Source organism: Ruminococcus sp. 8Y-12, from assembly GCF_058119865.1.
In genome coordinates this window covers 1,205,001-1,227,812 of sequence record NZ_CM176623.1, presented here as the reverse complement: position 1 = coordinate 1,227,812, position 22,812 = coordinate 1,205,001, and the positions used below count along the sequence as shown (strand labels likewise).

Annotated in this window: 23 protein-coding genes, 7 tRNA genes, 1 rRNA gene and 3 pseudogenes (1 of these 34 cut by a window edge); 11 read left to right on the top strand and 23 right to left on the bottom strand. The window is 45.5% G+C overall.

Features of this window, described 5'->3' with window-relative positions; all coding sequences use genetic code 11:
• Position 1 precedes the first annotated feature (1 nt).
• Complete coding sequence (locus AC0THY_RS04375) at positions 2-1,303, top strand: tyrosine-type recombinase/integrase (RefSeq protein ID WP_489993240.1); 1,302 nt, start codon at positions 2-4, stop codon at positions 1,301-1,303.
• A 149-nt stretch (positions 1,304-1,452) separates the two neighbouring features.
• On the opposite strand, the gene AC0THY_RS04370 is transcribed toward AC0THY_RS04375, so the two are convergent.
• From AC0THY_RS04370 to AC0THY_RS04360, 3 genes are all read right to left on the bottom strand, one after another.
• Positions 1,453-1,752, bottom strand: a complete 300-nt coding sequence (locus AC0THY_RS04370; protein WP_489993239.1) for a hypothetical protein — start codon at positions 1,750-1,752, stop codon at positions 1,453-1,455.
• 261 nt (positions 1,753-2,013) lie between these two features.
• On the bottom strand, positions 2,014-2,580 hold the full coding sequence (locus AC0THY_RS04365) for a TetR/AcrR family transcriptional regulator (RefSeq protein ID WP_489993238.1): 567 nt from the start codon (positions 2,578-2,580) through the stop codon (positions 2,014-2,016).
• 73 nt (positions 2,581-2,653) lie between these two features.
• Positions 2,654-2,995 (bottom strand): hypothetical protein, encoded by a 342-nt coding sequence (locus AC0THY_RS04360; RefSeq protein ID WP_489993237.1) that lies wholly within the window; start codon positions 2,993-2,995, stop codon positions 2,654-2,656.
• A gap of 834 nt (positions 2,996-3,829) precedes the next feature.
• On the opposite strand from AC0THY_RS04360, the gene AC0THY_RS04355 reads away from it, so the two are divergent.
• The gene (locus AC0THY_RS04355; RefSeq protein ID WP_489994143.1) at positions 3,830-4,033 is read left to right on the top strand and encodes a GNAT family N-acetyltransferase; all 204 of its coding nucleotides are present in this window, start codon (positions 3,830-3,832) and stop codon (positions 4,031-4,033) included.
• A 173-nt stretch (positions 4,034-4,206) separates the two neighbouring features.
• Here the strand turns inward: AC0THY_RS04355 and AC0THY_RS04350 are convergent, their stop codons facing one another.
• Both AC0THY_RS04350 and AC0THY_RS04345 read right to left on the bottom strand, forming a co-directional pair.
• A complete protein-coding gene (locus AC0THY_RS04350; RefSeq protein ID WP_489993236.1) occupies positions 4,207-4,827 on the bottom strand; it encodes an L-2-amino-thiazoline-4-carboxylic acid hydrolase in 621 nt (206 codons plus the stop codon).
• A gap of 150 nt (positions 4,828-4,977) precedes the next feature.
• A complete protein-coding gene (locus tag AC0THY_RS04345) occupies positions 4,978-5,235 on the bottom strand; it encodes a helix-turn-helix domain-containing protein (protein WP_489993235.1) in 258 nt (85 codons plus the stop codon).
• A 214-nt stretch (positions 5,236-5,449) separates the two neighbouring features.
• Between AC0THY_RS04345 and AC0THY_RS04340 the strand changes: the two are divergent.
• The 7 genes and pseudogenes from AC0THY_RS04340 to AC0THY_RS04310 all read left to right on the top strand — a co-directional run.
• Positions 5,450-5,581 (top strand): annotated as a pseudogene (locus AC0THY_RS04340) (replication initiation factor domain-containing protein); the annotation flags it as partial.
• The gene (locus AC0THY_RS04335; RefSeq protein WP_489993234.1) at positions 5,578-5,781 is read left to right on the top strand and encodes an excisionase; all 204 of its coding nucleotides are present in this window, start codon (positions 5,578-5,580) and stop codon (positions 5,779-5,781) included. The pseudogene AC0THY_RS04340 and the gene AC0THY_RS04335, both read left to right, overlap by 4 nt.
• An 18-nt stretch (positions 5,782-5,799) precedes the next feature.
• A pseudogene (locus AC0THY_RS04330) lies at positions 5,800-5,967 on the top strand (integrase DNA-binding domain-containing protein); the annotation flags it as partial.
• Between the two features lie 40 nt (positions 5,968-6,007).
• Positions 6,008-6,355 (top strand): annotated as a pseudogene (locus AC0THY_RS04325) (tyrosine-type recombinase/integrase); the annotation flags it as partial.
• Positions 6,356-6,557: 202 nt separating this feature from the next.
• The gene (locus tag AC0THY_RS04320; RefSeq protein ID WP_489993233.1) at positions 6,558-6,950 is read left to right on the top strand and encodes a BlaI/MecI/CopY family transcriptional regulator; all 393 of its coding nucleotides are present in this window, start codon (positions 6,558-6,560) and stop codon (positions 6,948-6,950) included.
• Positions 6,943-7,905: a M56 family metallopeptidase gene (locus AC0THY_RS04315; protein ID WP_489993232.1), complete on the top strand. Its 963-nt coding sequence runs from the start codon at positions 6,943-6,945 to the stop codon at positions 7,903-7,905. Before AC0THY_RS04320 ends, AC0THY_RS04315 begins: the two co-directional genes overlap by 8 nt.
• 298 nt (positions 7,906-8,203) lie before the next feature.
• On the top strand, positions 8,204-8,587 hold the full coding sequence (locus tag AC0THY_RS04310; RefSeq protein WP_489994142.1) for a penicillin-binding transpeptidase domain-containing protein: 384 nt from the start codon (positions 8,204-8,206) through the stop codon (positions 8,585-8,587).
• Between the two features lie 105 nt (positions 8,588-8,692).
• On the opposite strand, the gene AC0THY_RS04305 is transcribed toward AC0THY_RS04310, so the two are convergent.
• The 9 genes from AC0THY_RS04305 to AC0THY_RS04265 form a co-directional block, all read right to left on the bottom strand.
• Positions 8,693-9,238 (bottom strand): hypothetical protein, encoded by a 546-nt coding sequence (locus tag AC0THY_RS04305; RefSeq protein WP_489993231.1) that lies wholly within the window; start codon positions 9,236-9,238, stop codon positions 8,693-8,695.
• A gap of 68 nt (positions 9,239-9,306) precedes the next feature.
• The gene (locus AC0THY_RS04300; RefSeq protein WP_489993230.1) at positions 9,307-9,462 is read right to left on the bottom strand and encodes a DUF6070 family protein; all 156 of its coding nucleotides are present in this window, start codon (positions 9,460-9,462) and stop codon (positions 9,307-9,309) included.
• Between the two features lie 339 nt (positions 9,463-9,801).
• A complete protein-coding gene (locus tag AC0THY_RS04295) occupies positions 9,802-10,443 on the bottom strand; it encodes a nucleoside recognition protein (RefSeq protein ID WP_489993229.1) in 642 nt (213 codons plus the stop codon).
• Between the two features lie 37 nt (positions 10,444-10,480).
• Positions 10,481-11,323 (bottom strand): 16S rRNA (cytidine(1402)-2'-O)-methyltransferase, encoded by an 843-nt coding sequence (gene rsmI, locus AC0THY_RS04290; RefSeq protein WP_489993228.1) that lies wholly within the window; start codon positions 11,321-11,323, stop codon positions 10,481-10,483.
• 53 nt (positions 11,324-11,376) lie between these two features.
• Positions 11,377-12,114 carry a tRNA1(Val) (adenine(37)-N6)-methyltransferase gene (locus AC0THY_RS04285; RefSeq protein ID WP_489993227.1) on the bottom strand — a complete coding sequence of 246 codons (738 nt, stop codon included), beginning with the start codon at positions 12,112-12,114 and terminating at the stop codon, positions 11,377-11,379.
• On the bottom strand, positions 12,104-13,012 hold the full coding sequence (locus AC0THY_RS04280) for a PSP1 domain-containing protein (RefSeq protein WP_489993226.1): 909 nt from the start codon (positions 13,010-13,012) through the stop codon (positions 12,104-12,106). Before AC0THY_RS04280 ends, AC0THY_RS04285 begins: the two co-directional genes overlap by 11 nt.
• Positions 13,009-14,007, bottom strand: a complete 999-nt coding sequence (gene holB, locus AC0THY_RS04275; RefSeq protein WP_489993225.1) for a DNA polymerase III subunit delta' — start codon at positions 14,005-14,007, stop codon at positions 13,009-13,011. Before holB ends, AC0THY_RS04280 begins: the two co-directional genes overlap by 4 nt.
• A gap of 98 nt (positions 14,008-14,105) precedes the next feature.
• Positions 14,106-14,705: a nucleoside/nucleotide kinase family protein gene (locus AC0THY_RS04270; protein ID WP_489993224.1), complete on the bottom strand. Its 600-nt coding sequence runs from the start codon at positions 14,703-14,705 to the stop codon at positions 14,106-14,108.
• An 87-nt stretch (positions 14,706-14,792) separates the two neighbouring features.
• Positions 14,793-16,238 (bottom strand): aminotransferase class I/II-fold pyridoxal phosphate-dependent enzyme, encoded by a 1,446-nt coding sequence (locus AC0THY_RS04265; protein WP_489993223.1) that lies wholly within the window; start codon positions 16,236-16,238, stop codon positions 14,793-14,795.
• Positions 16,239-16,503: 265 nt separating this feature from the next.
• Here AC0THY_RS04265 and AC0THY_RS04260 point away from each other — a divergent pair, with 265 nt between their 5' ends.
• Positions 16,504-17,445 carry a DMT family transporter gene (locus AC0THY_RS04260; RefSeq protein ID WP_489993222.1) on the top strand — a complete coding sequence of 314 codons (942 nt, stop codon included), beginning with the start codon at positions 16,504-16,506 and terminating at the stop codon, positions 17,443-17,445.
• Between the two features lie 18 nt (positions 17,446-17,463).
• On the opposite strand, the gene AC0THY_RS04255 is transcribed toward AC0THY_RS04260, so the two are convergent.
• The gene (locus AC0THY_RS04255) at positions 17,464-18,345 is read right to left on the bottom strand and encodes a damage-control phosphatase ARMT1 family protein (protein ID WP_489993221.1); all 882 of its coding nucleotides are present in this window, start codon (positions 18,343-18,345) and stop codon (positions 17,464-17,466) included.
• Positions 18,346-18,562: 217 nt separating this feature from the next.
• Between AC0THY_RS04255 and AC0THY_RS04250 the strand changes: the two genes are divergently transcribed.
• Positions 18,563-19,288, top strand: coding sequence for an ion transporter (locus AC0THY_RS04250; RefSeq protein WP_489993220.1), 726 nt, complete (start codon positions 18,563-18,565; stop codon positions 19,286-19,288).
• A gap of 257 nt (positions 19,289-19,545) precedes the next feature.
• Here AC0THY_RS04250 and AC0THY_RS04245 read toward each other — a convergent pair.
• From AC0THY_RS04245 to AC0THY_RS04210, 8 genes are all read right to left on the bottom strand, one after another.
• A tRNA-Lys gene (locus AC0THY_RS04245) sits at positions 19,546-19,618 on the bottom strand.
• Between the two features lie 6 nt (positions 19,619-19,624).
• A tRNA-Phe gene (locus tag AC0THY_RS04240) sits at positions 19,625-19,697 on the bottom strand.
• Between the two features lie 6 nt (positions 19,698-19,703).
• Positions 19,704-19,777 (bottom strand) — tRNA-Met (locus AC0THY_RS04235).
• A 44-nt stretch (positions 19,778-19,821) separates the two neighbouring features.
• A tRNA-Tyr gene (locus AC0THY_RS04230) sits at positions 19,822-19,903 on the bottom strand.
• Positions 19,904-19,922: 19 nt separating this feature from the next.
• A tRNA-Thr gene (locus AC0THY_RS04225) sits at positions 19,923-19,995 on the bottom strand.
• Positions 19,996-20,010: 15 nt separating this feature from the next.
• Positions 20,011-20,083 (bottom strand) — tRNA-Val (locus tag AC0THY_RS04220).
• Positions 20,084-20,128: 45 nt separating this feature from the next.
• A tRNA-Asp gene (locus tag AC0THY_RS04215) sits at positions 20,129-20,202 on the bottom strand.
• 139 nt (positions 20,203-20,341) lie between these two features.
• Positions 20,342-22,812 (bottom strand): 23S ribosomal RNA (locus tag AC0THY_RS04210) (it continues 418 nt past the right edge of the window).

Sequence of the window (22,812 nt, the reverse complement as noted above, 5' to 3'; positions counted from 1 at the left end):
TATGGCAGTAGCACCCCGCAAAGTAAAGAATAAGCGTGACGCCAACGGGAACTTGACCGGCAGGGCTGGCACCGTGTATGATGTAAATATCAAATACTCGACGCCGGACGGCAAAAAGGCCACCTACTCTAAAAAGGGCTTTCTGACCCGCAAGGAGGCCGAGGGACACGAAGCGGAGATCAAGGCTAAACTGCAAGCTCCCACCTTTGCCGCAACCGTCAAGGAGCAGCGGCGGCAGACCGTCAAGGACTACCTAGAAGAATGGGTAGAAAGTTACGCCCGCGTGAATTTGCGGCCCAGCACCTATGACGGCTACAAGCGCACGATTAAAAATTACATTGTGCCGTACATTGGCAATGTCCCCTTAAATCAGCTGTCCGGGCAGACCGTTGACAAGATGTTTCAAGACATTATCGACAAGGGCCTGAAACCCAGCACGGCGGCGGGAGCCAAGCGCGTATTAAGCGTTGCGCTCAACCATGCCCGCAAGTATCACTTTATCGAATCCAACGCCGCCCGCGACACCTTAACCAAGTTTGGCAAGGGCGACAAGACACCTGACCCCTACACGCCCGAACAGGTACGCGCCCTTATGGAGCGCGTGGCCGGGACAGAATGGGAAATGCCGGTTGTGTTGGGCGGCCTGTATGGTATGCGGCGTTCCGAGGTTTTGGGGCTGCGCTGGCGCAACGTCGATTTGGAAAAGGGAACCTTTGACGTGGTGGAACAGCTGCCTTTCCATGTACCGCCGAAAACGACGGTCATTGAGGAAATGGCTCCGCCTAAATCTAACGGGCGGCGCTTGCCCATTACCGACGTTGCCCGGCCTTTCTTTGAACGGCAGTTTACGCGGCTTCAACAGGAAAAGCAGGAGGCCACTAAAGCGGGCAAGCCGTACTATGATAACGACCTTGTAATCTGCAAGCCCAACGGCGCACCCCAAGCGGCTAACTGGATTTCAACCGGATTTGGGAAGCTGTTGGCTGGCCTCGATATGCCACATATTCGCTACCATGACTTACGGCACACGGCGGCAACGAACATGCACCAGCTCACCGGCGACTTTTACACGGTGGGCGAAGTGCTGGGCCATACTCTCGCCGGTATCGGCGCGTCGCTGGGTCTCTCCATGAACTTTGAGGCAGTCACGGCCCGTTATGTTGATGTGCGTCTGGAACGCAAGAAAGAAGTGCTGGACGCCTACCATGCCGCCGTCCACCCCCAGCCCAAACAGGAACGGAAAACCACCCCGAAACAGGATAAACAGACGCCTAAGAGAAAAGCCCCTGAAATGACGCTGTAACGGCATATCCCGGCAGCGTGTTTCATAGCTTCTCAAAGGCTTTCAGGGAATGTGGGCACCATTTGGGCACCATTTCACCGAAAATAGCGCTTTCCACAAGGGCATGGAAAAGGCAGCAAAACCCAGCAACCATGCGGCTTTGCGGCACTTTAGCGTTCACATAAAATACGTTGAGAATGACACGAAAATTTACTATTTTTTATAGCCAATGCCAAAGCCGGTAATAGTAATATAAGGGAATAATATGCTGTATAATGAATACTACTTCCTTTTAGAGGAACAATCGAAAATGTATTTTTAATCTGTTCGTTTCCATTTGACCACACTGGTAAATGAAGGGCACTCAAGACTTTGTCCCCCAGACAAAACCCAAAAATGCTATAACTCCAAACAAGTGCAATGATAACGAGCAATAATGATATGGAACCTACACCTACACGTTTTTTCATATTACTTTTCTCCTCTCTTTTTTCTTACTAATTTCATAGTAGCAGCAAAAAGCACATTGCCGCAGCCGCCCAGGCTGCAGAATGCCCTGTAAATCCTGCAATACATTTTGATACCGCACCAAATCGGCTGTCCGTTTGATGGAAATGCCTATATTCTGCATAAACAGGCGCTCCATTTGCCTCTGGCACATACTGGTGTACTCACATACCTTTTTTATAGAAATATTTCCGGATGCATCCAGCAAATCCGAGCACCATGATTTACTCCTCCAATTCTTTCATACCTGCTTTCAGCACTTTCAGGGAAAGTTCAAAGCTCTCCTCCACTGGCAACGGATGTCCAAATGCATTATTATTCGCTAACAGTGAAAAACCTTCTAAAAAAGCCCGGAATGTGCGTATCAGGTGGTTACAGTTTTCTTCTGAAATATGTAGTGAGGATGTAATCTTAACCCAGATGGAAAATATCCCTTCTGTAACATCCCTGGCTGCATCGCTTTTGTATTTGTTATACCAGAGCATAGCGCTGAAAACACCGGGATTTTCTGTTGCATATTTGTAAAAGGCTCTGCAGATTGCTTCCCAGGCCTCATACCCGCTGACCCCGGCCGCGGCTCTTAACATCCGCTCTTCCATGTTCCGCCAGCCATAGAGCATTAATTCATTCTGCAGGTCATCCAGTCCTTTGATGTGGTTATAAAGGGACGGGGTCTGGACATTTAAACTGTCCGCCAGGATTTTCATGGTGATTGCCTCATACCCTATTGTATTTGCTAACTGTGCGGCTTTTTCTACCACAACATTCTTGTCAAGACCCACTCTTGCCATAATGTATGTTCCTCCAAAACTAATACAATTAAATATTAACTAATTGTATTAGTTTTGTCAATATTCATACTCATCACTCCGATTTAATAAACGCCTCTTCTGCTCTGCACTGACCTTCTTTTAAAATATCAACTGCTTTACTCACGTTTTCACCGTATGGATCCTGCAGGGCCTTCCAAGCGCTGGTAACTTCCCTAAATAGCAAATCATACATGATCCTGTAATGAACTGTTTCCGCCTCACACTTCCTCTGCACCCCCTGGTTCTCCATCATGTCTTGCATCAATAAAAGCCCCGCCTGCGGCCCAATCTCTGTATAAACATTCGCTGTTTCGCTTGTTAATACATCTGCCGCCTCAATAAGTGCTGACTTTTCCTGCTTCTCACACTGTAACGCTGTTTTTTCGTACTCCATATAGGCATCACCTAACCGTGTATCATAATCTCTTGTCTCATTTCCCGGCGATTGTCCATACAATAAATAACTTCCTATTCCTCGGATGGTAGCTCTTTCAAATACAAGGTCCGTAAACTTCATCTTCTCATCCTTTCTTGTTATACTCGGGTTTTCATACATATATTACGCTCAGATATTCGTACATTTTTAATATCCGAGTACAAATTTACAGTGACTTAATAAAAAGAAAGCATAGGGAAGGCAAAATGATAAGCTATAGAACACTATTTGAAACAATGTCCAAAAAAGGGGTTACATCATATACGCTGTTTAAACAGGGATTTTCTAAAGCTACCTATTACTCCATCTCAAATGGAAACAGCATAAGCACAAATACTATCAATTATGTTCTATTCTCCAATGTAGTGTATCAGATATTATGGAATATGTAGAGGATAAATAGTGAAACATATAACCGCCAACAGACCTGGTCTGCTATTCAAAAGTTTCTGGAAGGTAGAGCACAATATCTCCCCTGAACTTTGTCAGTTCCATCAGTTTCCCAATCTCCTCATCTAGTTCGGCACCATCTGGTATTGATTGCCTAGATGAATGCAGAAAACATCATGCTGATTCTAAAAGGCAAAGACCCTGTGAAAGAAAGGCAACAGGGTTAAAGAACATAATCAGCAGATAAATCCAAAGTATGCTGAATTGAAAACTTTCCGTTTGTCAAACTGGAAAATTAGAATTGACCGAACTGAAAGCGGGAAGATGGAACTTGAAATAAAGTATAACAGATCGGAATTCAGATAAGACGTACAGTTTAGAGTAGAAAACGATGAAAGATTTATTAATGGTTTAGGTCGTGATTTCAAGCATAATGGTTACATGACAGAAACGGTTCAGGCCTTTTGCGATTGGGCTTTCCAGCAGGATGGCGTCAGGCACATCAATACAGAAACAGATGTTGATTGCATTTCATCACAAAAGATTTTAATAAGTTGTGGATTCAAAGAATATGCCAGAAACGCTTCTGTTTGGTGGCGGTTATAAGTCTATCGGGGAACTCAGCTATGAAGGACATTGGATTTCGGAAGTGTAATATTAAATGATAATATACGAGTGGGGGTGCGGACAATTGGAACAAGTTAGTCCTTCTAGTATAAATTCTTTTTTCATAGAAAACTCCTTTCAACTCATTTGATGAGGGTTCACTAATAGAATAATTATATTTCCGTTTTGTGATAATTAAATTCGCAAGTGGGACTTCCATCTGCTATGGTTTGATTTCTTACCAGTGCTGCTCCCATTTTTTCAGCCATCCAATGATCAAATCTGCATAGTTCTTTTACAATGTCATTAGCATTTTCTCTTATAGCTAATTTGCAGATACCACATGTGAAAAATCGTAGTTTAAATTCGTTTAAACTAGTACCTCGTACGAGTTCAAATTGCCAGTCATATTCAAACTTATTCTTTAATGACCTTTTTGCCATAGCTTGTCTGCGAGATTGCCATTTTTCAGTAAACACAGATTTCTTTGAAAATTTACTCATAATTGGATTTAGTTCAATTTTTTGAAACATATTTCTAACATCGTTTGAAGTTAAATCAATATCACATGTTTTATAAATTGAAAAAATCATACATGCAAACAATAAAATTAAAGACATTGTATTTTCTTTCATACTACCGATTGATGGTGTGTTCTCAATCATATTTTTATATTCGTTTTTACAACTGCGTTTGAATTGTCGATTAATTAAAATATTTTTCTCTGCTAAAGCATTAAAACAATCTTTATAAAAGATAAACCAAATGGCTTTTGCATAAACATCGTATTTCATTTTTATCACCCTTTCGCCGCAAAACATATGAATAGTTGTTCATGTGTTTTATTATATTGAATGATAAAATAATTGTCAAGATAAAACGAAATTTTATTTATAAAAAGCCCTAGATAACTATAATTTATCAAGAGTGCATATTGGACTTTATTATCTAGGTCTAAACTTCAAGATGTCCTGTTCCATGTGCGCCTTGTTCTTCCAATCCCCAGACAATAACTCATTGGGGGTTACTCCCAGTGTGGCAGTTATCTTTTCCAGTGTGTCAAAGGTTGGATAGTTGACCCCTCTTTGAATCTTGGAAAGGCTCTGCATATTGATACCGATTGTGTCCGCCAATTCCTGCTGGTTCATTCCCCGTAACTTTGTTGCTCTCTGTATATTTTCTCCTAAAAGCCGATAATTCATGTTGTATTTTCTCCTTTTAACCATTTTATAAATATATCACACTTAATTTATTTGATTAAGTCAAGAAAAATTGTTAACAAATAAGTGTAGTAGCGTTATTATATGCTTGTAAATAGAATTAAGCGTAATAGGGCTAATTACTTGTTTAAATAAGCGGTTAAAAAATATATGTTCACTCTAAAAGCGTTAACACATAGCCTTTTAGCTGAAAAAGGTGGTTTCCAAAGCCCGATACAGCCCAGCCCTTGCCAGCAAGCTGGCAGAACATTTACAGCGGATAGACTGTGAGGAACTGATACCGTATGTACAATATGACACCAAACAAGGCAAAGGGGGTGTTCTATGAGTAGCCATGATATTCCCGTATGGGAGAAGTACACCCTTACCATTGAAGAAGCGTCCAGTTATTTCCGCATTGGAGAAAACAAGCTGCGCCGACTGGCAGGGGAAAATAAAAATGCAAAGTGGCTCATTATGAATGGTAATCGTATTCAGATTAAACGCCGACAATTTGAACAGGTCATTGATAAATTAGACGCTATTTAATGAAAATAAGCCTTATATGTGTTATTATGGGAACAAGTCATATCAAGGCTCTTTCCACAACGGAGAGGAGCAACCAGCATAAACGAAAAAAGACGGGATAACAAAGGTCGTGTCTTGAAAAATGGAGAGAGCCAGAGAAAAAACGGTAGATACTTATATAAATATGTGGACGCATTTGGAGAAACAAAGTGTGTCTATTCATGGAAACTTGTAGCAACGGACAGTGTTCCAAAGGATAATGAAGAATCGCCCAACGCCACAGCCGATAGTCATAGACGGTTATGCAGATTTCCCATTTCTCAATCAAAAGGGCTAACCCAAAGTTGCGATTGATTACAGCATGTTATTCACTCGTCTTGTAGAGAAATATAACAAGTGTCATGACACTACCTTACCACATACCACACTGCATACGCTGCGCCATACATTTTGTACGAAGCTGGCACAAAGAAACATGAACCCAAAGGACTTACAGTATATCATGGGACATTCCAGTATCAATATCACAATGAACTGGTACGCCCATGCGTCCATAGACAGTGCCAAAACAGAAGTCCAACGTCTGATAGCATAAAAGTATTTACCACGATATTTACCACGTTTGAGAGGGGAAACATAAGAAGATATACCTAGAAACGTGAACATCATTCAAAAGTAAAAATGCCCGAATAGCTGATAAAACAAGGCTATTCGGACATATAAGAAGATTTAAAAAGATTATCAAAAATCTATATATAATTTATATTACATACGTAAGATTTATAGGGGGATTTGTCATGGCTGTCTTGCCGCAAATATCAGAAGCCGAATTTGAAGTTATGAAAATTGTTTGGAAATATGCACCAATCAATACCAATGAAATAACTGAAAGACTATTACAGAATACAACATGGAGTCCAAAGACAATTCAGACCCTAGTTAAACGGCTCGTAACCAAAGGAGCCCTTTCCTACGAAAAACAGGGCAGGGTATTTGTTTATACACCGTTAGTACAGGAGAGTGAATATATCAGCCAGGAAAGCAATTCATTCCTGAATCGTTACTATGATGGAGACATTACTGCTATGCTGTCTTCCTATATTGAAAACGACAAACTGTCTGAAACAGAACTAAACTCACTTCGTTCCCTTCTTTCCAAGCATCCAAAGAAAGGTGGCGGACATGGCTAATTTTATGATATGCTTTTTAATATGTAATACTTTCATCAGCGGAATCATCGGGCTTCTCTTAGCTGCCAAGCGGCTCATCAAAAACACCCTGTCCAGCCGCATGCAATATAATCTGTGGTTCCTGCTGCTGGGATTACTGGCTGTTCCTTTTCTGCCGTTTCGTCTGGCTGGCTTGCCAGAATTATTAGCATGGAGCGCCTCATTGTATAGCTCTCCTCTTCCCGATGCAGGAATGACTGTGAGCGAAGTTACCGGTGAGAATCTCAACGGCTCTCTAAATTGGGTAAATGATTTTACGCTTTCCGTGAATAGCAGGGCACCTTCCGCCGCCGGATATATCATAGCAGGCATATGGGTAGCAGGTATTTTTGTAATGCTTCTGTTGGTAAGCAGATCAACCGTGCGGTTACACCAACTCAGGCAATCCGCACTTCCCCTTCAAAATCCCAAAGTCCGCAGATTATATCGGCAATGTTTGCAGGAGTTGGAAATCACAAGAAAAATCCCTGTTTACAGCACCGCGTATTTAAAATCACCTATAATCGTGGGCTTGTTGAGACCGTGCATTTATCTGCCAATCCACTTGATTTATGATTATAAGGAATCCGATATGCGGTATATGCTGTTGAACGAACTACAGCATTACAGGCATAAAGATGCCATTGTCAATTACCTGATGAGTATTGCAGTATCCATATATTGGTTCAATCCCTTTGTATGGCATGCGTTGAAGGAAATGCGTAATGACAGGGAAGTTGCCTGTGACACTTCTGTTTTAAAGATGCTTGAAGAGGATGCTTACGAGGATTATGGCAATACACTGATTAACTTTGCGCAAAAAATTAAAGGGCATGGCTGCATTTATATTAGCTGCCATTCTGTTTTCAGGACTTGCGCCAATATTGTCTGCCTCCGCGGCGGAAGTCAGCCATTATCAATGGATAACCTCTTCTGAGGATATTTCCCATTCAGACCTATCTGCATACTTTGGAAAATATGAAGGCAGCTTTGTCCTGTATAATTTGAAAGATGACAGATGGAGCGTAAGCCATATAGAACATGCCACTTTGCGGTCAGCTCCAAACTCCACATACAAAATATATGATGCCCTGTTTGGTTTAGAAGAAGGTATCATATCACCGGACAATTCCTTCCTTGCCTGAAATGAGGAAACCTATCCGTTTGAAGCATGGAACGCTGATCAGACCCTGCAGACTGCAATGCACACCTCCGTAAACTAGTATTTCCAGACAATAGACAGACAGATTGGGGCTGATGTCCTTTCTAACTATATTGATGAAATCGGTTATGGCAATCAAAACATAAGCGATGGTTTATCTAACTATTGGATAGAATCTTCCCTTGAGATTTCTCCCGTTGAGCAGGTCAGGCTTCTCACCAAACTATATACGAATGATTTTGGTTTTGATTCTGAAAATATCAATGCTGTGAAAAATTCTATTCTTCTTTCTTCATCCGAAGCCGGAAGCTTTTACGGAAAAACCGGAACCGGACGTGTAGACGGACATGATGTAAATGGATGGTTTGTCGGCTTAATTAAAGCCGCCGATAATACCTACTTTTTTGCCACCAACATCAGCGCCAGTGAAGGCGCCGCAGGAAGTGATGCAGCATAAATAACAATCTCTATATTATTGGATTGGAATATCTGGAAACAAAAATAGAATCGGACAAATGGTTAAATTATCAATCATTGTCCGATTTTTTGTTCCATTTTTTATTTAATTTCCCCCACCATTTTCTATCTTATTCCCGTCCGAATCCTCAAAAAACCATCTGCCGGGCGCTTCTCCCCGCTCAAGCGGATCACCGCTGCCGTTACCGTAGTCTTCCCAGCCAATTTGTTCTGTTCCATGAAATAGGAGATTTTTATACTCATAATAATAAACCATTTTCTGAAGAAAGCTGTTTACACTGGCAACCATCAAAATCCCATTGCGCTCTACAATATGCTCAGGTCTATATTTGAAAGCGCTGATAATCATTCCCAAATACATCGTTCCAATTAACAGAAGAATAAATACTGCAAGGAAAACACCTCTTAATACCATAAAGCCTTTCAATTTTCTTATTCGGTTCCAATTGAACAGCATGCAGCCTAACCAAAAAGTGAAAACCAAAACAGATAAAATGCCAAACCAAAATAACACCAATTCCGGAATACTTCTTAAAGAAGATTCTGTTAAACATCCTATTACGAGGATGCTTAATTGCAAAACAAGAAAAACCACAAGGGGAAATATTCCCCAATACTTCTTCCATTTCATTAAGATTTCCCTTCCTGCCTGCTCATGAAGGCTTTTTATCGAGTAACCACAAATATCTAATCCCCTGTCTAACGGTATCCTTCTCCCACAGAGATTCGGTATTGGTATTCTGGTATGAGCGTAATTCCACCGCCAAGGATTTTGTTCCCTAAATACTGAAAACTTCCGTCCTCGGCAAAACGTACCGTAAGTTCATGGGTTATAACGGAATCATCAAAAATCACCCCTCTTTTTGTTTTAATATTACATCTGTAAGATTTAAGTGTCAAGTTATTTCTACGCTCTATGATATGTGAAAGGGCAGATTCCTAGCAACCTTATACCCACCTAGTCGCCTTATCAAGTTTCTGTACGTAGGCTCAAGAACTTTGCTACACCACTTCCTCCATCCATACCATTACTGATACTGACTTGTGGTTCACTGCACTTGGCGGTAAATACCCGTGACTGGACTTTCACCAGTAAGACTAGTGCCATGCTCGGCTCTCACAATCACCTTTCCTTTCTCTGTTGAGAAAGAAACCTCTGGGAAACTGGCTTAAGCCATATAAAAACGGAGAGCCTCACGCTCTCCGCTTCCTGTCCATTACCTTACAAAACACCACTGCCACCACTGTGCTCACCGCCGTAGCCACAATGGCCGGCCCCACCACTGCCGTGGGATTTCCGCTTCCATACTGGCTCCTGTATGCAATTATATTGACTGGTATCAATTGCAAAGAGGAAATATTGATAATCAAAAACGTACACATTTCTTTGCTAGCGGTCCCTTTGGGAACCGGACGGATACGCCATCCCTTTTTTGCAGGAACAGCCCTGGCGCTCCCGGCCCTGCGGTCCTCCTCCAGCTGTGCCAGGCTCTCCATTGCCTTTAACCCCGCCGGTGTAGCTGCCCAGCCAAGTCCCAGAAAGTTGGCAATCATGTTGGTAGATATATGTTCGTTTGCCTCATGCCCCTCCGGTATTCCGGGAAACAGGAAACGGATAATGGGCCGGATCTTGTCAGACATCGCCTGTATAAGTCCGGCCTCTCTTGCAACCTCCATCACGCCCACCCACAGGGACATGACCCCCACCATGGTAATACAAAGAGTCACTGCCTCCTTGGATGAATTCAGCGCCGCGTCTGTCACTTCCTGCATCCTTCCCGTAAACGCGCCGTATACGATTCCCACCAAGATCATACCGCCCCATAGATAGTTCATCTCTTTCACCTCCGATGCTCTATCTATGTATATGCTCTTAGTCCTCCAACAATGCCTGGTACACATCTCTTTTGCTGATCCCTCTGTCCCTTGCCACCTGTTTCATAGCGGATTTTTTATCCATATCCTGTGAAAGATAGTGCTCCATATGCTCCTCTATGGAGATCTCCAGCCAGGTCTGTATAGCCTCTTCCTTCATCTGCTCCCTGCTGCGCCCTTCCAACACCAGCACACACTCACCCTTGGGTTCTGTCTTTTCATAGAACGCAATCGCCTTGGACAAAGTGGTGGAAAATGCGGTCTCATGCTTTTTCGTCAGCTCCCTGCACACAGTGACCCTGCGCTCCCCCAGAGCTTCAAGGAGTTCCTTCAAAGTCCTGACCAGCCGGTGGGGGGCCTCATAGAGAATGATGGTCCGCGTCTCATCTTTCAGCTCCTTAAGTATCTCCTGCTTTTCCTTTTTATCCTGGGGCAGAAATGCTTCAAAGCAAAATCTTCTTGTGGGCAGTCCGGACAAAGTCAACGCAGTGATACATGCCGAGGCACCCGGAAGAGAGGTCACCTCAATCCCTTCCTCATAACACATCCTTACCAGCTCCTCACCCGGGTCTGAGATCCCCGGCGTGCCCGCATCCGTTATGAGTGCAATATTCTGCCCCTGCTGCATCTTCTCAATCAGGGTCCTCGCCTTCTCAATCTTATTGTACTCATGGTAACTGGTCATGGGCGTTTTTATCTGAAAGTGGTTCAGAAGCTTGATGCTGTTTCTCGTATCTTCCGCAGCGATCACATCCGCCTCCTCCAAGGTCCGCAGCACCCGCATAGTAATATCCTCCAGATTTCCGATGGGGGTGGCGCACAAGTACAGCTTTCCCGGCATGGTATCCCTCCTCTCCTTACCTAGTGTAGCTTATTTACGCCCTCCGGCACTTGTCAATATCCATAAATATCATAAATCTCGTCCGTATAGACGCCCGGTTCCCTGTACACAATCAACGGTTTTTCTACTGTAATCCTGGGCTTTCCGCCACGCAGCGCCTCGATCAGCACCATATTGGGTTCCTTATCCACAAAAGGATATACCAGCTTCATTCTCTTGGGTTCCAGCTTGTACTCCACCAGCTTGCTGATGATCTCTGCCAGGCGGAAAGGACGGTGCACCAGATAGAATCTGCCTCCCACACGCAAAAGCCTTGCCGCCTGGGCAATCAGCTCCTCCAGGGTACAGCAGATTTCATGGCGGGCAATGGCCTTTGCTTCATCCGGGTTCACCAGTCCGTGCCGTCCGGTCATATAGGGCGGGTTGCTGGTGACAACGTCAAAAGAAGCCGGCGCAAAGTACTTGTCGGCTTCTCTGATATCTCCCTCTACAATGGCAATCCGGTCCTCCAGGTGGTTGTAAGCCACACTCCTTAAGGCCATCTCAGCGCTAGTATGCTGAATCTCCAGACCCGTAAAATGTCTGCCTCTTGTCTTGCCCGCTAACAGGATCGGGATGATTCCAGTGCCTGTCCCCAGGTCCAGAACCCGCTCCCCCTCCTTCACACAGGCATATCCGGAGAGCAGTACCGCATCCATGCCAAAGCAAAAAGTCTTTTCATTTTGTATGATTTTATACCCGTTTCTGTGAAGATCATCCAGGCGCTCCCCCGGATTCAGCTTAATTGTCATCTAACTTTGATTTCCCTTCGTTTTTCTCCAGGGCCTCAAGCTTTTTCAGCTCCTTGTCATCCACCTTCACCTTTTCTTTTCTGCGTCTGGGCTTGAACTTCAGCTGGCTCACCCCATACTCCCGGATCTCCTTTTCATCCCCCACATCCACGATCACCTTGACCATCTGACGGAGCACACTGACACTCTGCACCTCGCCTCTCAAGCCGTCATCCGTCTGTACCGTATCACCCAGTCCCGGCAACCGGCCATTCAGATACTCATAGGTCTCCTCCTCATTTTTCAGGCAGCACATCAGTCTGCCGCAGACACCGGAGATCTTTGCCGGATTTAACGAGAGGTTCTGCTCTTTTGCCATCTTTATGGATACAGGTGCAAACTCTGACAGATAGGTGTTACAGCAGAGCGCTCTTCCGCAAATACCGATGCCACCCACAATCTTTGTCTCATCGCGAACGCCAATCTGGCGCAGCTCGATTCTGGTCTTAAACACCGCAGCCAAGTCCTTTACCAATTCACGGAAATCGATCCTTCCGTCCGCAGTAAAATAGAATAATACCTTGTTGTTGTCAAAAGTATATTCCGCATCAATCAGCTTCATTTCCAGCTTGTGTTTGCGGATCTTTTCATGGCAGATACGAAGGGCGTCCTTCTCCTTCTCCCGGTTTCTCGCCTCCTTGGCATCGTCCTCAGGAGTGGCCACCCGGATCACTGCCTTTAAGGGCTGGACCACCTTGTCGTCCGGCACTTCCTTGACACCGGATACCACATTTCCATACTCGATTCCCCTGGCAGTCTCCACAATCACATGGTCTCCCTGCTTAATATGAAACTTTTTCGGATTGAAGTAATATACCTTTCCCGCGTTGCGGAACCTCACTCCTATTATCTTTATCATTGTGTTAAATTCTCCTTTATCGTCAAAAACAGCAGCTCCATCGTCAGGTCAAAGTTTACATTGGCATTCAGCCTCTCCTTTGCCTTCTGAAGTCCATCCAGAATATTTTCCATGCCCTCATAGGACCCATTATTGGTCTGGTCCGATATCTCCTGCACCTGATCTTTAAAAATCAGCCCGTTTGCATCCTTGGTGGCCTTAAAATAAAGTACATCACGGTACCAGACAGCCAGCAGGTCCAAATAGTCCTGGATATCCACCTTAAACTCTGAGACAGCTTTCACAGTATTGATGATATCCTGGATCTCCATATCCGGAATATTTTTTAAAAGATGTATTGCCGCCAGCCTGATCTCATTGAAGTTCTCTGAGGTAGCCAGCTGTACGGCTTTTCCTATATTGCCCTGTGCAAAGGCTACACAGAGTTCCGCCTCGTAGTCCGGTATCTGTACATGTTCCATCAGGTACTCCATAACCTGAAAATCAGGTATGGGTTTCATAGACAGCATTACACATCTGGACAGTATGGTTGGCAGAAGGGCCTGGGCATTGGTGGTCAACAAAAGAATAACCGCGTAAGCCGGAGGCTCCTCAATGGTTTTTAAAATGGCATTCTGTGCCTGCACCGTCAGTTTCTCCGCATCCGGTACGATATAGACCTTAAACCGGCTGCTGTACGGCTTAATCTGTACGTCATTGACCAGCTGGTCCCTGACCTCCTCCACACCAATGCTATTCGGCTTCTCATGTACGATGCGTATTATATCTGGATGGTTTCCGCTCTCCGCCTGTTTACAGGATCTGCAGTTCTCACAGGCATCCACTTCTGGTGTCTCACACTGAAGCGCCTGCGCAAAAGCAGAGGCCAGAAGCTTCTTTCCGGAACCCTTTTCACCATTAAATATATATGCATGCGAGATCTTATTCAGCTTCATCGCACTTTCTAAATGCTGTACAATCTGTTTATGTCCAACAATATCTTTAAATCCCGGCATGTTACTCACCCCTTTGTTCAATCTTAACTGCTCCATACCTTACAGTTCTATTATCCTGTTAAGTATATCACATCTTTCCCCGATTACCTAGCAAAAATTCAGCTTTCCCCTTTATTTTCCAGGATAAAGCGGGCCACCTCATCCATACACTCTGCCCGGTCCCCATTATTCAAAAAACGTCTCTGGATTCCGGCGCTCTTAAGATTTCCCTCTGAAAAGTCCGCTGCATCCGCCAGGAAACGTCTGCACATTTCCTCATACCTGGGCTCACTCTGCTTTCGCTCGCGTCTGAGCGCCCGTTCCAGGCGCAGCCCGTCATCCACTTCTATGTAGATAGGTACCAAAGCGTCCTCCCCAAAGTGATGGCGCATCTTCTCATAGGAGACAAGGGTGCCGATTGCCAGGTAGTCCCTGCCTCGCAGATCTATCCTGCCATCGTCCACGGTAAAATATTTCCACACGCCGCACACCGTGTCATAGGCCCGGAGCTCAATCACCTTCCCCTCACGCAGAAGCTGTTCCAGCCGATCTTCATCCACAAAGTAGTACTGCACCCCTTCCGTCTCCTTTGCCCGGATAGGTCTGGTGGTGTACAGCACAATATTGTGCAGATCCAGTTCTCTGCGTCCTAGAAGCTCTTCAAATATGGTATCCTTTCCCGTGGAACTCTTTCCCATAATGTAAAAAATCTTTCCCATAATTTCTCCTCATACGTGTCTCTTTCTCTGTGAAGCCCAGGACCATCGGTCTGCCTGTTCCCCTCTTTCTGTTCAGAGTGTGAATCCTCATCCAAGTATCATAATATATGTTGAAGTGTAATCCTCCGGTCCCTGAACAGCAAATCCTCTGCTTTTATATTGTTCAATCCTCTCTATAAGCTGCGTCTCTATTCTCTCTCCCGGCACAAGAAGAGGAATACCCGGGGGATACAGATATAAAAACTCACCGGAAATCCTCCCTGCGCTCTCTTTTAAGGGGATACGCTCCTTCTCTGCCTCCAGGGCCTGAGAAATCCTGCAGACACAGGTATTGCTGGCCACCGTATCATCCCATACGCTCTTTGCATCTGCTGTCACCCCCATGTCCCCTCTCTGACTACTCTGACCGCCGGGTCCCCTGTCCAGGTCCAAAAGCGCCTGCCAGAGACGATTCAGACCTTCCTCTGAGTCCATAACCGAGGTCAAGGCAAGCGCATATCCCCCTGCCGCCATTTCCAGCTCCAGATGATAGTCTCTCCTCAGTCTCTGCTGCAACATATTACCATCCATCCCAAGCTGACAAGCTGAGAGTATGAGCTTGGAGGGATCAAAGTCATTGATCTGAGCTTCTCCTATCAGCCACTTTCCCGCAACTTTAATCCGCTTTAACTGCAACACACGTTCATAAAATAAGTCCAGCCGTTTGGCAAACTCTGAAAAGAGCTGTTTTCCCTCCCGGTCAATTCTGCGCATACACTCATCCATTCCCGCCATCAATACATAAGAAGGGCTGCTTGTCTGATAGATTCCCAGATATAAGTCCAGTTTTTTCCTGTCCACCAGTCTGCCGTTTACATGCAGAAGTGCAGTCTGTGTGAAGGAGGGGAGTGTCTTATGAAGACTGTGAATCACCAGATCCGCCCCCTGTTCAACAGAACTCACTGGAAAATAGGGATGAAACCCAAAATGCGCTCCATGCGCCTCATCCACAATCAACGGTACTCCCCTGACGTGGGCAATCCGTGCAATTTCCCCTACATCGGAAACGACCCCGTCAAATGTAGGGGAAGTAACAAGAACCGCCTGAATCTCTCCATCCTCCTCAAGGCATTCTCTTACCTGCTCCGGATCAATGCCGCCGTTGATTCCAAAATGCCTTTCCGGGCAGGGGTACACGTAGACGATCTCCAGGTCTCCCAACAGAGCGCCGTGATAAGCCGCCTTGTGGCAATTTCTGGCCATCAAAATCTTTCCGCCTTTATTTGTACATGCGGATATTGCACTCAGGATGCCGCAGGTGCTCCCATTCACCAGAAAATGCGTTTCTTCTGATCCGTACAGTTTGCCCGCCCGCTCCTGAGCTTCTTTTAATATTCCTTCTGCGTGATGAAGATTATCAAACTGATCAATCTCCGTGATGTCTATGAGAAAAGGGTTCACAAACTCGCAGCCCCGGCGTTTATGTCCAGGCATGTGAAAGGGATATGCATTTGTTTGCTGATATTCCAGTAAAGAATCGTAGAGATACTTCATATTTGTTTTCGTACTTTCTATATATTCTTTAATCCTTTTGATGACCATGGTTACGATTACTGTTCAAACCGTTTTGTGCATTTACTTCTCAGAACGCAAGAAAGTAATTCAATGGTTATCATTTTATCATAAGTTTACCCTTGAATCCACTTGTTTATCTCTCAGGAATTGATTATAATACAGTTGGCTCTGCTGGAAATGCATAGGCCCAGCCACCGCCAGACAGTGCCAAGACATGCTGTAATAAAAGACAGGAGAATCCACCATGAATAAGAAAACAAACACAATATTGACCAAAACCCCAATGGTCTGCCTGTTGGCAATGATCTGCTGTCTCCTATGGGGCAGTGCCTTTCCCTGTATCAAAATCGGTTATCAACTCTTCCAGATTCACCCAGATTCCATAGGTTCCCAACTGCTGTTTGCCGGGTGCCGCTTCACGCTGGCCGGTATTCTCACCATTTTGATTGGAAGCCTGTTAAACCGTCGTTTCCTGCTCCCCGCAAAAACCTCCTGGAGCATGGTTGCTAAGCTGGGTCTGGTGCAGACTGTTCTGCAATATATCCTCTTCTACATCGGTCTGGCAAACACCACCGGAGTGAAATCCTCCATCATAGAAGCCTCCAATGTATTCCTGGCTATTTTAGCCGCGACACTGATCTTTAAACTGGAAAAGCTTACCCCCGCCAAGATCGCTGGTTGTATCCTGGGTTTTGCGGGGGTGGTGATTATTAACTTAAATGGAGGCAGCCTGGACACCAGTATGAGCTTCTCCGGTGAGGGCTGCATCCTGCTCTCCGCCGCTGCCTATGCCCTCTCCTCCATCCTTATCAAACGTTACGCTCAAAAGGATGAGCCTGTCACCCTCAGCGGCTATCAATTTCTGTTTGGAGGTGTGATCTTAAGTCTAATCGGTCTGGCTGCCGGAGGCAGGGTCAGCGGCTTTACATTCGCTTCCACTGCTCTGCTGCTCTATCTGTCCCTGGTTTCCGCAATTGCCTACTCCCTCTGGGGAATCCTGCTGAAATTCAATCCAGTGGGAAAGGTAGCTGTCTTTGGCTTTATGAATCCCGTCTTCGGTGTGATACTCTCTGCAATACTGCTTGGGGAAAGCAACCAGGCATTCACTCTCACCGGGCTGGCTGCTCTGGCGCTCGTATGCGCAGGAATTTATATTGTAAACAGACACCAGATGAAACCTGTTTAAAAATCATGGGGCTGCAGATCAGGCCCGTTTTTGCAGGTTTCTTTCATTAACTAGTACACCCTCAAACTGCTTCATCTGGAACCGCTTCACAAACCAAGGACATTTACACAGAAACATGTAATAAACGTTCCTGCCGCATCCATTTAGAGACTCAAAATTCCCCTGGCCTTTGGCAATAATCAAATCTGCATCTTCTATCTCCTTCAGCGCCTCCCGGCTGATATAGGACAGAGGAGTTCCCGCAGCCCCACAGCCGTTTCCCAGAACTTTGGCTGTATTTGTCAAGCCAACCTCCACGGCATCCTCCATTGTTGCGTCATTCATCACAGATTTTCCTCTCACAATCACCGTAACCTGAATTCGGGGATAATATTTCTGGATCTCCTGTATAAAAAGCTTATCCATCACAATCTCCCCACAGTTATCCGTAAGATATACGAGAGATCTGCCCATTTTCAAATCATTTAACAATGCTATATACTCCTGCTCGTCCACCCTGTCCGACTCTGCCTGGACCAGAAGCTCTTCCAACTGAGCCTGCTCTACACTCTTCAATGCACCAAAGTCAATGTAATTTCCCGTTCTGGCGAATTTCAGAGCCTCAAGAAGCGGATCTTGCGCTCCTTCAATCTTCTTCTGAATCCATTTTTCATGTCTTCTCATTAGGGCATTGAAGCTCTTCTTTTCCTCCTTGAAGTCTTCCTTTATCCCCAGGTATTCAAAGGCCAACTCGGCAGCTACAGATGCAATTACAGGAGCTGTATCATCCGGTCCCGCATTTCCCATGGCGCGAAAGAGGGCTTTCATAAACTCCGATTTATTTTGTTCATCCGGCAAGTCTCTTATTTTCTCCTCCTGTCTTCTTGCTATGCATCCCATACAGTAGGAACTTAATTCCATATTATCCCATCCTTTCCCAGCTCTCTGACCGTTCTCAGGCCAGGGCTTTCTCCATAATATAATCCGCTATAAAAGTATCGTTATTTATTATAACTGACCTATTTACTTCAAGTCAAAATGTATTTCTTCTTTCAAACAGATTGCCGTATAGAAGTCCCCATTTTCCGTGCATACTCTTTATGGGAATATACTAAAAAAGAATGGTAGAGGACGTATTATGTTAAATAAACTGCGCAGGATTGTGGAAAAGGCTGAGGGAAATGACAGGCTGAGCCGCCTTTATGATATCTTCATGATTTCTGTTATTCTGTTGAGTATACTTCCACTATGCGTCGTAGAGCTTACAGAACCCTTGATTTTGATTGATAGGATAACTGCATATATTTTCATAGTTGATTATATTTTGCGTTTTATCACAGTGGACTGCAACCATTCCAAACGCAGCATCTCCAGCTTTCTGCTCTATCCATTCCGGCCAATGGCAGTCATAGACCTGCTGTCCATTCTGCCCTCTCTAACCAGTTTAAATCACGCATTTCGGGTCTTGAAGATGTTTCGATTATTCCGGACACTGCGGGTTTTTAAATTTTTCCGGTATTCCGAAAATTTACAGATGATTTCTCATATTATTGTAAGGAAACGGCAGGCGCTTGCAACAGTGGGCCTCTTGGCAAGTGCCTATATATTTATCTCTGCTCTTATTGTCTTCCAGGTGGAACCCCAGACCTTTGGGAACCTTTTTCACGCAGTCTACTGGGCCACAATCTCCCTGACTACAGTTGGTTACGGCGATATCTACCCTGTTTCTGACATCGGACGCATTGTGAGTATGATCTCCTCTTTTTTGGGTATTGCCGTAGTTGCCCTTCCATCCGGTATTATTATTTCCGGGTATCAGGAGGTTTTAGAACATAAGAAAAAAGACAAAACAGACTGTAGTTGAGTAAACATTCCTTTATTTTACTGGCATATGATGCTTATAAGTACATATGAGACGCTTAGGATTATACTGACAACTGCCAGCTTGATTGTAGCAATCCTCAGATACAGAAATAGAAAATAGCCGCCCTGCTCTCTGGAAAATAATAGGCGGCTATTTTTTAGCTTAAGATTTAACCAAATGTTCACCAATCACAAAAGGCACCCCATAATGGAGTGCTTTCTTTTTCTTTAAAACCCTTTATATCGGGCTTATAGGCCTGAGACATCGGGGATTCGAACCCCGGACAACTTGATTAAAAGTCAAGTGCTCTACCAACTGAGCTAATATCCCACAAAATGCCTGGTTCCGGAATCGAACCAGAGACACGAGGATTTTCAGTCCTCTGCTCTACCAACTGAGCTAACCAGGCATTGAATTGCGGGGGCAGGATTTGAACCTACGACCTTCGGGTTATGAGCCCGACGAGCTTCCAGACTGCTCCACCCCGCGTTATATTATGAAATTGTATTTAGAAAAAGCTTTCTTTTTCTAAGTGGATGGAGGTGGATTCGAACCACCGAAGCAATTTGCAGCAGATTTACAGTCTGTCCCCTTTGGCCACTCGGGAATCCATCCATATGATTTTTTAGTACTAAGCCGATGATCGGACTCGAACCGATAACCTGCTGATTACAAATCAGCTGCTCTGCCAATTGAGCCACATCGGCATGGAGTGTACTAAATGGGACCTATAGGGCTCGAACCTATGACCCTCTGCTTGTAAGGCAGATGCTCTCCCAGCTGAGCTAAGATCCCATGGGATATTAAATTAATATCATCCACACCGATGATCGGTGTAAACGACCCAGATCGGACTCGAACCGACGACCTTCGCCGTGACAGGGCGACGCTCTAACCAACTGAGCCACTGGGCCATTCCTGAAGATAAGATCTTGCGATGCATATACCTTCAAAACCACACACAGATCTATTCAACCATCCATTTACCTATCCTACTCTTAACCAGTATTCTAGTATTCCAGTAATCTCTTACTCTCTTTAACCCTTACCTTCTTGGTTAAGCCTTCGACCTATTAGTAACAGTCAGCTCCATACATTACTGCACTTCCACCTCTGCCCTATCTACCTCGTCGTCTTCAAGGGGTCTTACCGCTTTGCGGGGGATATCTCATCTTGAGGGGGGCTTCACGCTTAGATGCCTTCAGCGTTTATCCCTTCCCGACTTGGCTACCCGGCTCTGCTTTTGGCAAAACAACCGGTACACCAGTGGTCAGTCCAACCCGGTCCTCTCGTACTAAGGTCAGCTCCTCTCAAATATCCTACGCCCACGCCGGATAGGGACCGAACTGTCTCACGACGTTCTGAACCCAGCTCGCGTACCGCTTTAATGGGCGAACAGCCCAACCCTTGGGACCTACTACAGCCCCAGGATGCGATGAGCCGACATCGAGGTGCCAAACCACTCCGTCGATGTGAACTCTTGGGAGTGATAAGCCTGTTATCCCCAGGGTAGCTTTTATCCGTTGAGCGATGGCAATCCCACTTTCTACCACCGGATCACTAAGTCCTACTTTCGTACCTGCTCCACCCGTCGGTGTCGCAGTCAAGCTCCCTTTTGCCTTTGCACTCTTCGAATGGTTTCCAACCATTCTGAGGGAACCTTTGAGCGCCTCCGATACCCTTTCGGAGGCGACCGCCCCAGTCAAACTCCCCGCCTGACATTGTCCTCCCGCCGGTTTACGGCGGCTAGTTAGAAACCCAATACTGCAAGGGTGGTATCCCAACAGCGGCTCCTTGGCAACTGGCGTCACCAATTCTCTGCCTCCCACCTATCCTGTACATGCAATACCGAATCCCAGTATCAAGCTGGAGTAAAGCTCCATGGGGTCTTTCCGTCCTGGCGCAGGTAACCAGCATCTTCACTGGTATTTCAATTTCACCGGATGCATTGTTGAGACAGTGCCCAAATCATTACGCCTTTCGTGCGGGTCGGAACTTACCCGACAAGGAATTTCGCTACCTTAGGACCGTTATAGTTACGGCCGCCGTTTACTGGGGCTTAAGTTCAAAGCTTCGCTTGCGCTAACCTCTCCCCTTAACCTTCCAGCACCGGGCAGGCGTCAGCCCATATACTTCACCTTGCGGTTTTGCATAGACCTGTGTTTTTGCTAAACAGTTGCTTGGGCCAATTCTCTGCGGCCTCATTTCTGAGGCACCCCTTCTCCCGAAGTTACGGGGTCATTTTGCCGAGTTCCTTAACAATGCTTCTTCCGTCGGCCTTAGGATTCTCTCCTCATCCACCTGTGTCGGTTTACGGTACGGGTATGATATAAACAATAGCGGCTTTTCTTGACGCATGGCTCACACACTTCCCTACTCTAGTTCGGTACGCATCACGTCTTCGGATTGTATGACGGTTTTTCCAATCATACTCCTGCCCCGCTTGCCCCGGGGTTTCCACTCCCGGGTTGTGCTTTCCACACGTGTCCCCACAGTTCTGTTATACCATAGTACAGGAATCTCAACCTGTTGTCCATCGACTACGTCTTTCGACCTCGCCTTAGGCCCCGACTTACCCAGAGCAGATCAGCTTTACTCTGGAAACCTTGGATATTCGGCCGAGAGGATTCTCACCTCTCTCTCGCTACTCATTCCGGCATTCTCTCTTCTTAAAAATCCACTGCTCCTTTCGGTACAGCTTCTTCTCTTTAAGAATGCTCCTCTACCAATGTATTTACATACATTCCTCAGCTTCGGTGCCGTGTTTCAGCCCCGGACATTTTCGGCGCAGGACCTCTCGACTAGTGAGCTATTACGCACTCTTTTAATGTATGGCTGCTTCTGAGCCAACATCCTAGTTGTCTTCGAAATCCCACATCCTTTTCCACTTAACACGTACTTTGGGACCTTAGCTGGAGGTCTGGGCTCTTTCCCTTTCGACTGCCCAACTTATCTCGTGCAGTCTGACTCCCGTGCATCCTCTTTATGGCATTCGGAGTTTGATAATCTTCGGTAAGCTTTGACGCCCCCTAGGATATTCAGTGCTCTACCTCCACAAGAGTAACACGAGGCTAGCCCTAAAGCTATTTCGAGGAGAACCAGCTATCTCCGGGTTCGATTGGAATTTCTCCCCTATCCACACCTCATCCCCACCCTTTTCAACGGATGTGGGTTCGGTCCTCCATTGCCTTTTACGGCAACTTCAACCTGGACATGGATAGATCACCCGGTTTCGGGTCTACCCCGGCTGACTGGACGCCCTTTTAAGACTTGGTTTCCCTCCGGCTCCACGCTTTCTGCGCTTAACCTTGCCAGCCGGCGTAACTCGCCGGACCGTTCTACAAAAAGTACGCGGTTCCCCATATAAAGGGGTTCCACAGCTTGTAAACACAGGGTTTCAGGTTCTTTTTCACTCCCCTCCCGGGGTTCTTTTCACCTTTCCTTCACAGTACTATGCGCTATCGGTCACTAAGGAGTATTTAGCCTTGGGGGGTGGTCCCCCCGACTTCCCACAAGGTTTCTCG

Coding starts and splice junctions, on each gene's coding strand:
- AC0THY_RS04375 (WP_489993240.1), top strand. CDS start 2: ATGGCAGTAGCACCCCGCAAAGTAAAGAATAAGCGTGACGCCAACGGG.
- AC0THY_RS04370 (WP_489993239.1), bottom strand. CDS start 1,752: ATGAAAAAACGTGTAGGTGTAGGTTCCATATCATTATTGCTCGTTATC.
- AC0THY_RS04365 (WP_489993238.1), bottom strand. CDS start 2,580: ATGGCAAGAGTGGGTCTTGACAAGAATGTTGTGGTAGAAAAAGCCGCA.
- AC0THY_RS04360 (WP_489993237.1), bottom strand. CDS start 2,995: ATGGAGTACGAAAAAACAGCGTTACAGTGTGAGAAGCAGGAAAAGTCA.
- AC0THY_RS04350 (WP_489993236.1), bottom strand. CDS start 4,827: ATGAAATACGATGTTTATGCAAAAGCCATTTGGTTTATCTTTTATAAA.
- AC0THY_RS04345 (WP_489993235.1), bottom strand. CDS start 5,235: ATGAATTATCGGCTTTTAGGAGAAAATATACAGAGAGCAACAAAGTTA.
- AC0THY_RS04335 (WP_489993234.1), top strand. CDS start 5,578: ATGAGTAGCCATGATATTCCCGTATGGGAGAAGTACACCCTTACCATT.
- AC0THY_RS04320 (WP_489993233.1), top strand. CDS start 6,558: ATGGCTGTCTTGCCGCAAATATCAGAAGCCGAATTTGAAGTTATGAAA.
- AC0THY_RS04315 (WP_489993232.1), top strand. CDS start 6,943: ATGGCTAATTTTATGATATGCTTTTTAATATGTAATACTTTCATCAGC.
- AC0THY_RS04305 (WP_489993231.1), bottom strand. CDS start 9,238: ATGAAATGGAAGAAGTATTGGGGAATATTTCCCCTTGTGGTTTTTCTT.
- AC0THY_RS04295 (WP_489993229.1), bottom strand. CDS start 10,443: ATGAACTATCTATGGGGCGGTATGATCTTGGTGGGAATCGTATACGGC.
- rsmI (WP_489993228.1), bottom strand. CDS start 11,323: ATGCCGGGAAAGCTGTACTTGTGCGCCACCCCCATCGGAAATCTGGAG.
- AC0THY_RS04285 (WP_489993227.1), bottom strand. CDS start 12,114: ATGACAATTAAGCTGAATCCGGGGGAGCGCCTGGATGATCTTCACAGA.
- AC0THY_RS04280 (WP_489993226.1), bottom strand. CDS start 13,012: ATGATAAAGATAATAGGAGTGAGGTTCCGCAACGCGGGAAAGGTATAT.
- holB (WP_489993225.1), bottom strand. CDS start 14,007: ATGCCGGGATTTAAAGATATTGTTGGACATAAACAGATTGTACAGCAT.
- AC0THY_RS04270 (WP_489993224.1), bottom strand. CDS start 14,705: ATGGGAAAGATTTTTTACATTATGGGAAAGAGTTCCACGGGAAAGGAT.
- AC0THY_RS04265 (WP_489993223.1), bottom strand. CDS start 16,238: ATGAAGTATCTCTACGATTCTTTACTGGAATATCAGCAAACAAATGCA.
- AC0THY_RS04260 (WP_489993222.1), top strand. CDS start 16,504: ATGAATAAGAAAACAAACACAATATTGACCAAAACCCCAATGGTCTGC.
- AC0THY_RS04255 (WP_489993221.1), bottom strand. CDS start 18,345: ATGGAATTAAGTTCCTACTGTATGGGATGCATAGCAAGAAGACAGGAG.
- AC0THY_RS04250 (WP_489993220.1), top strand. CDS start 18,563: ATGTTAAATAAACTGCGCAGGATTGTGGAAAAGGCTGAGGGAAATGAC.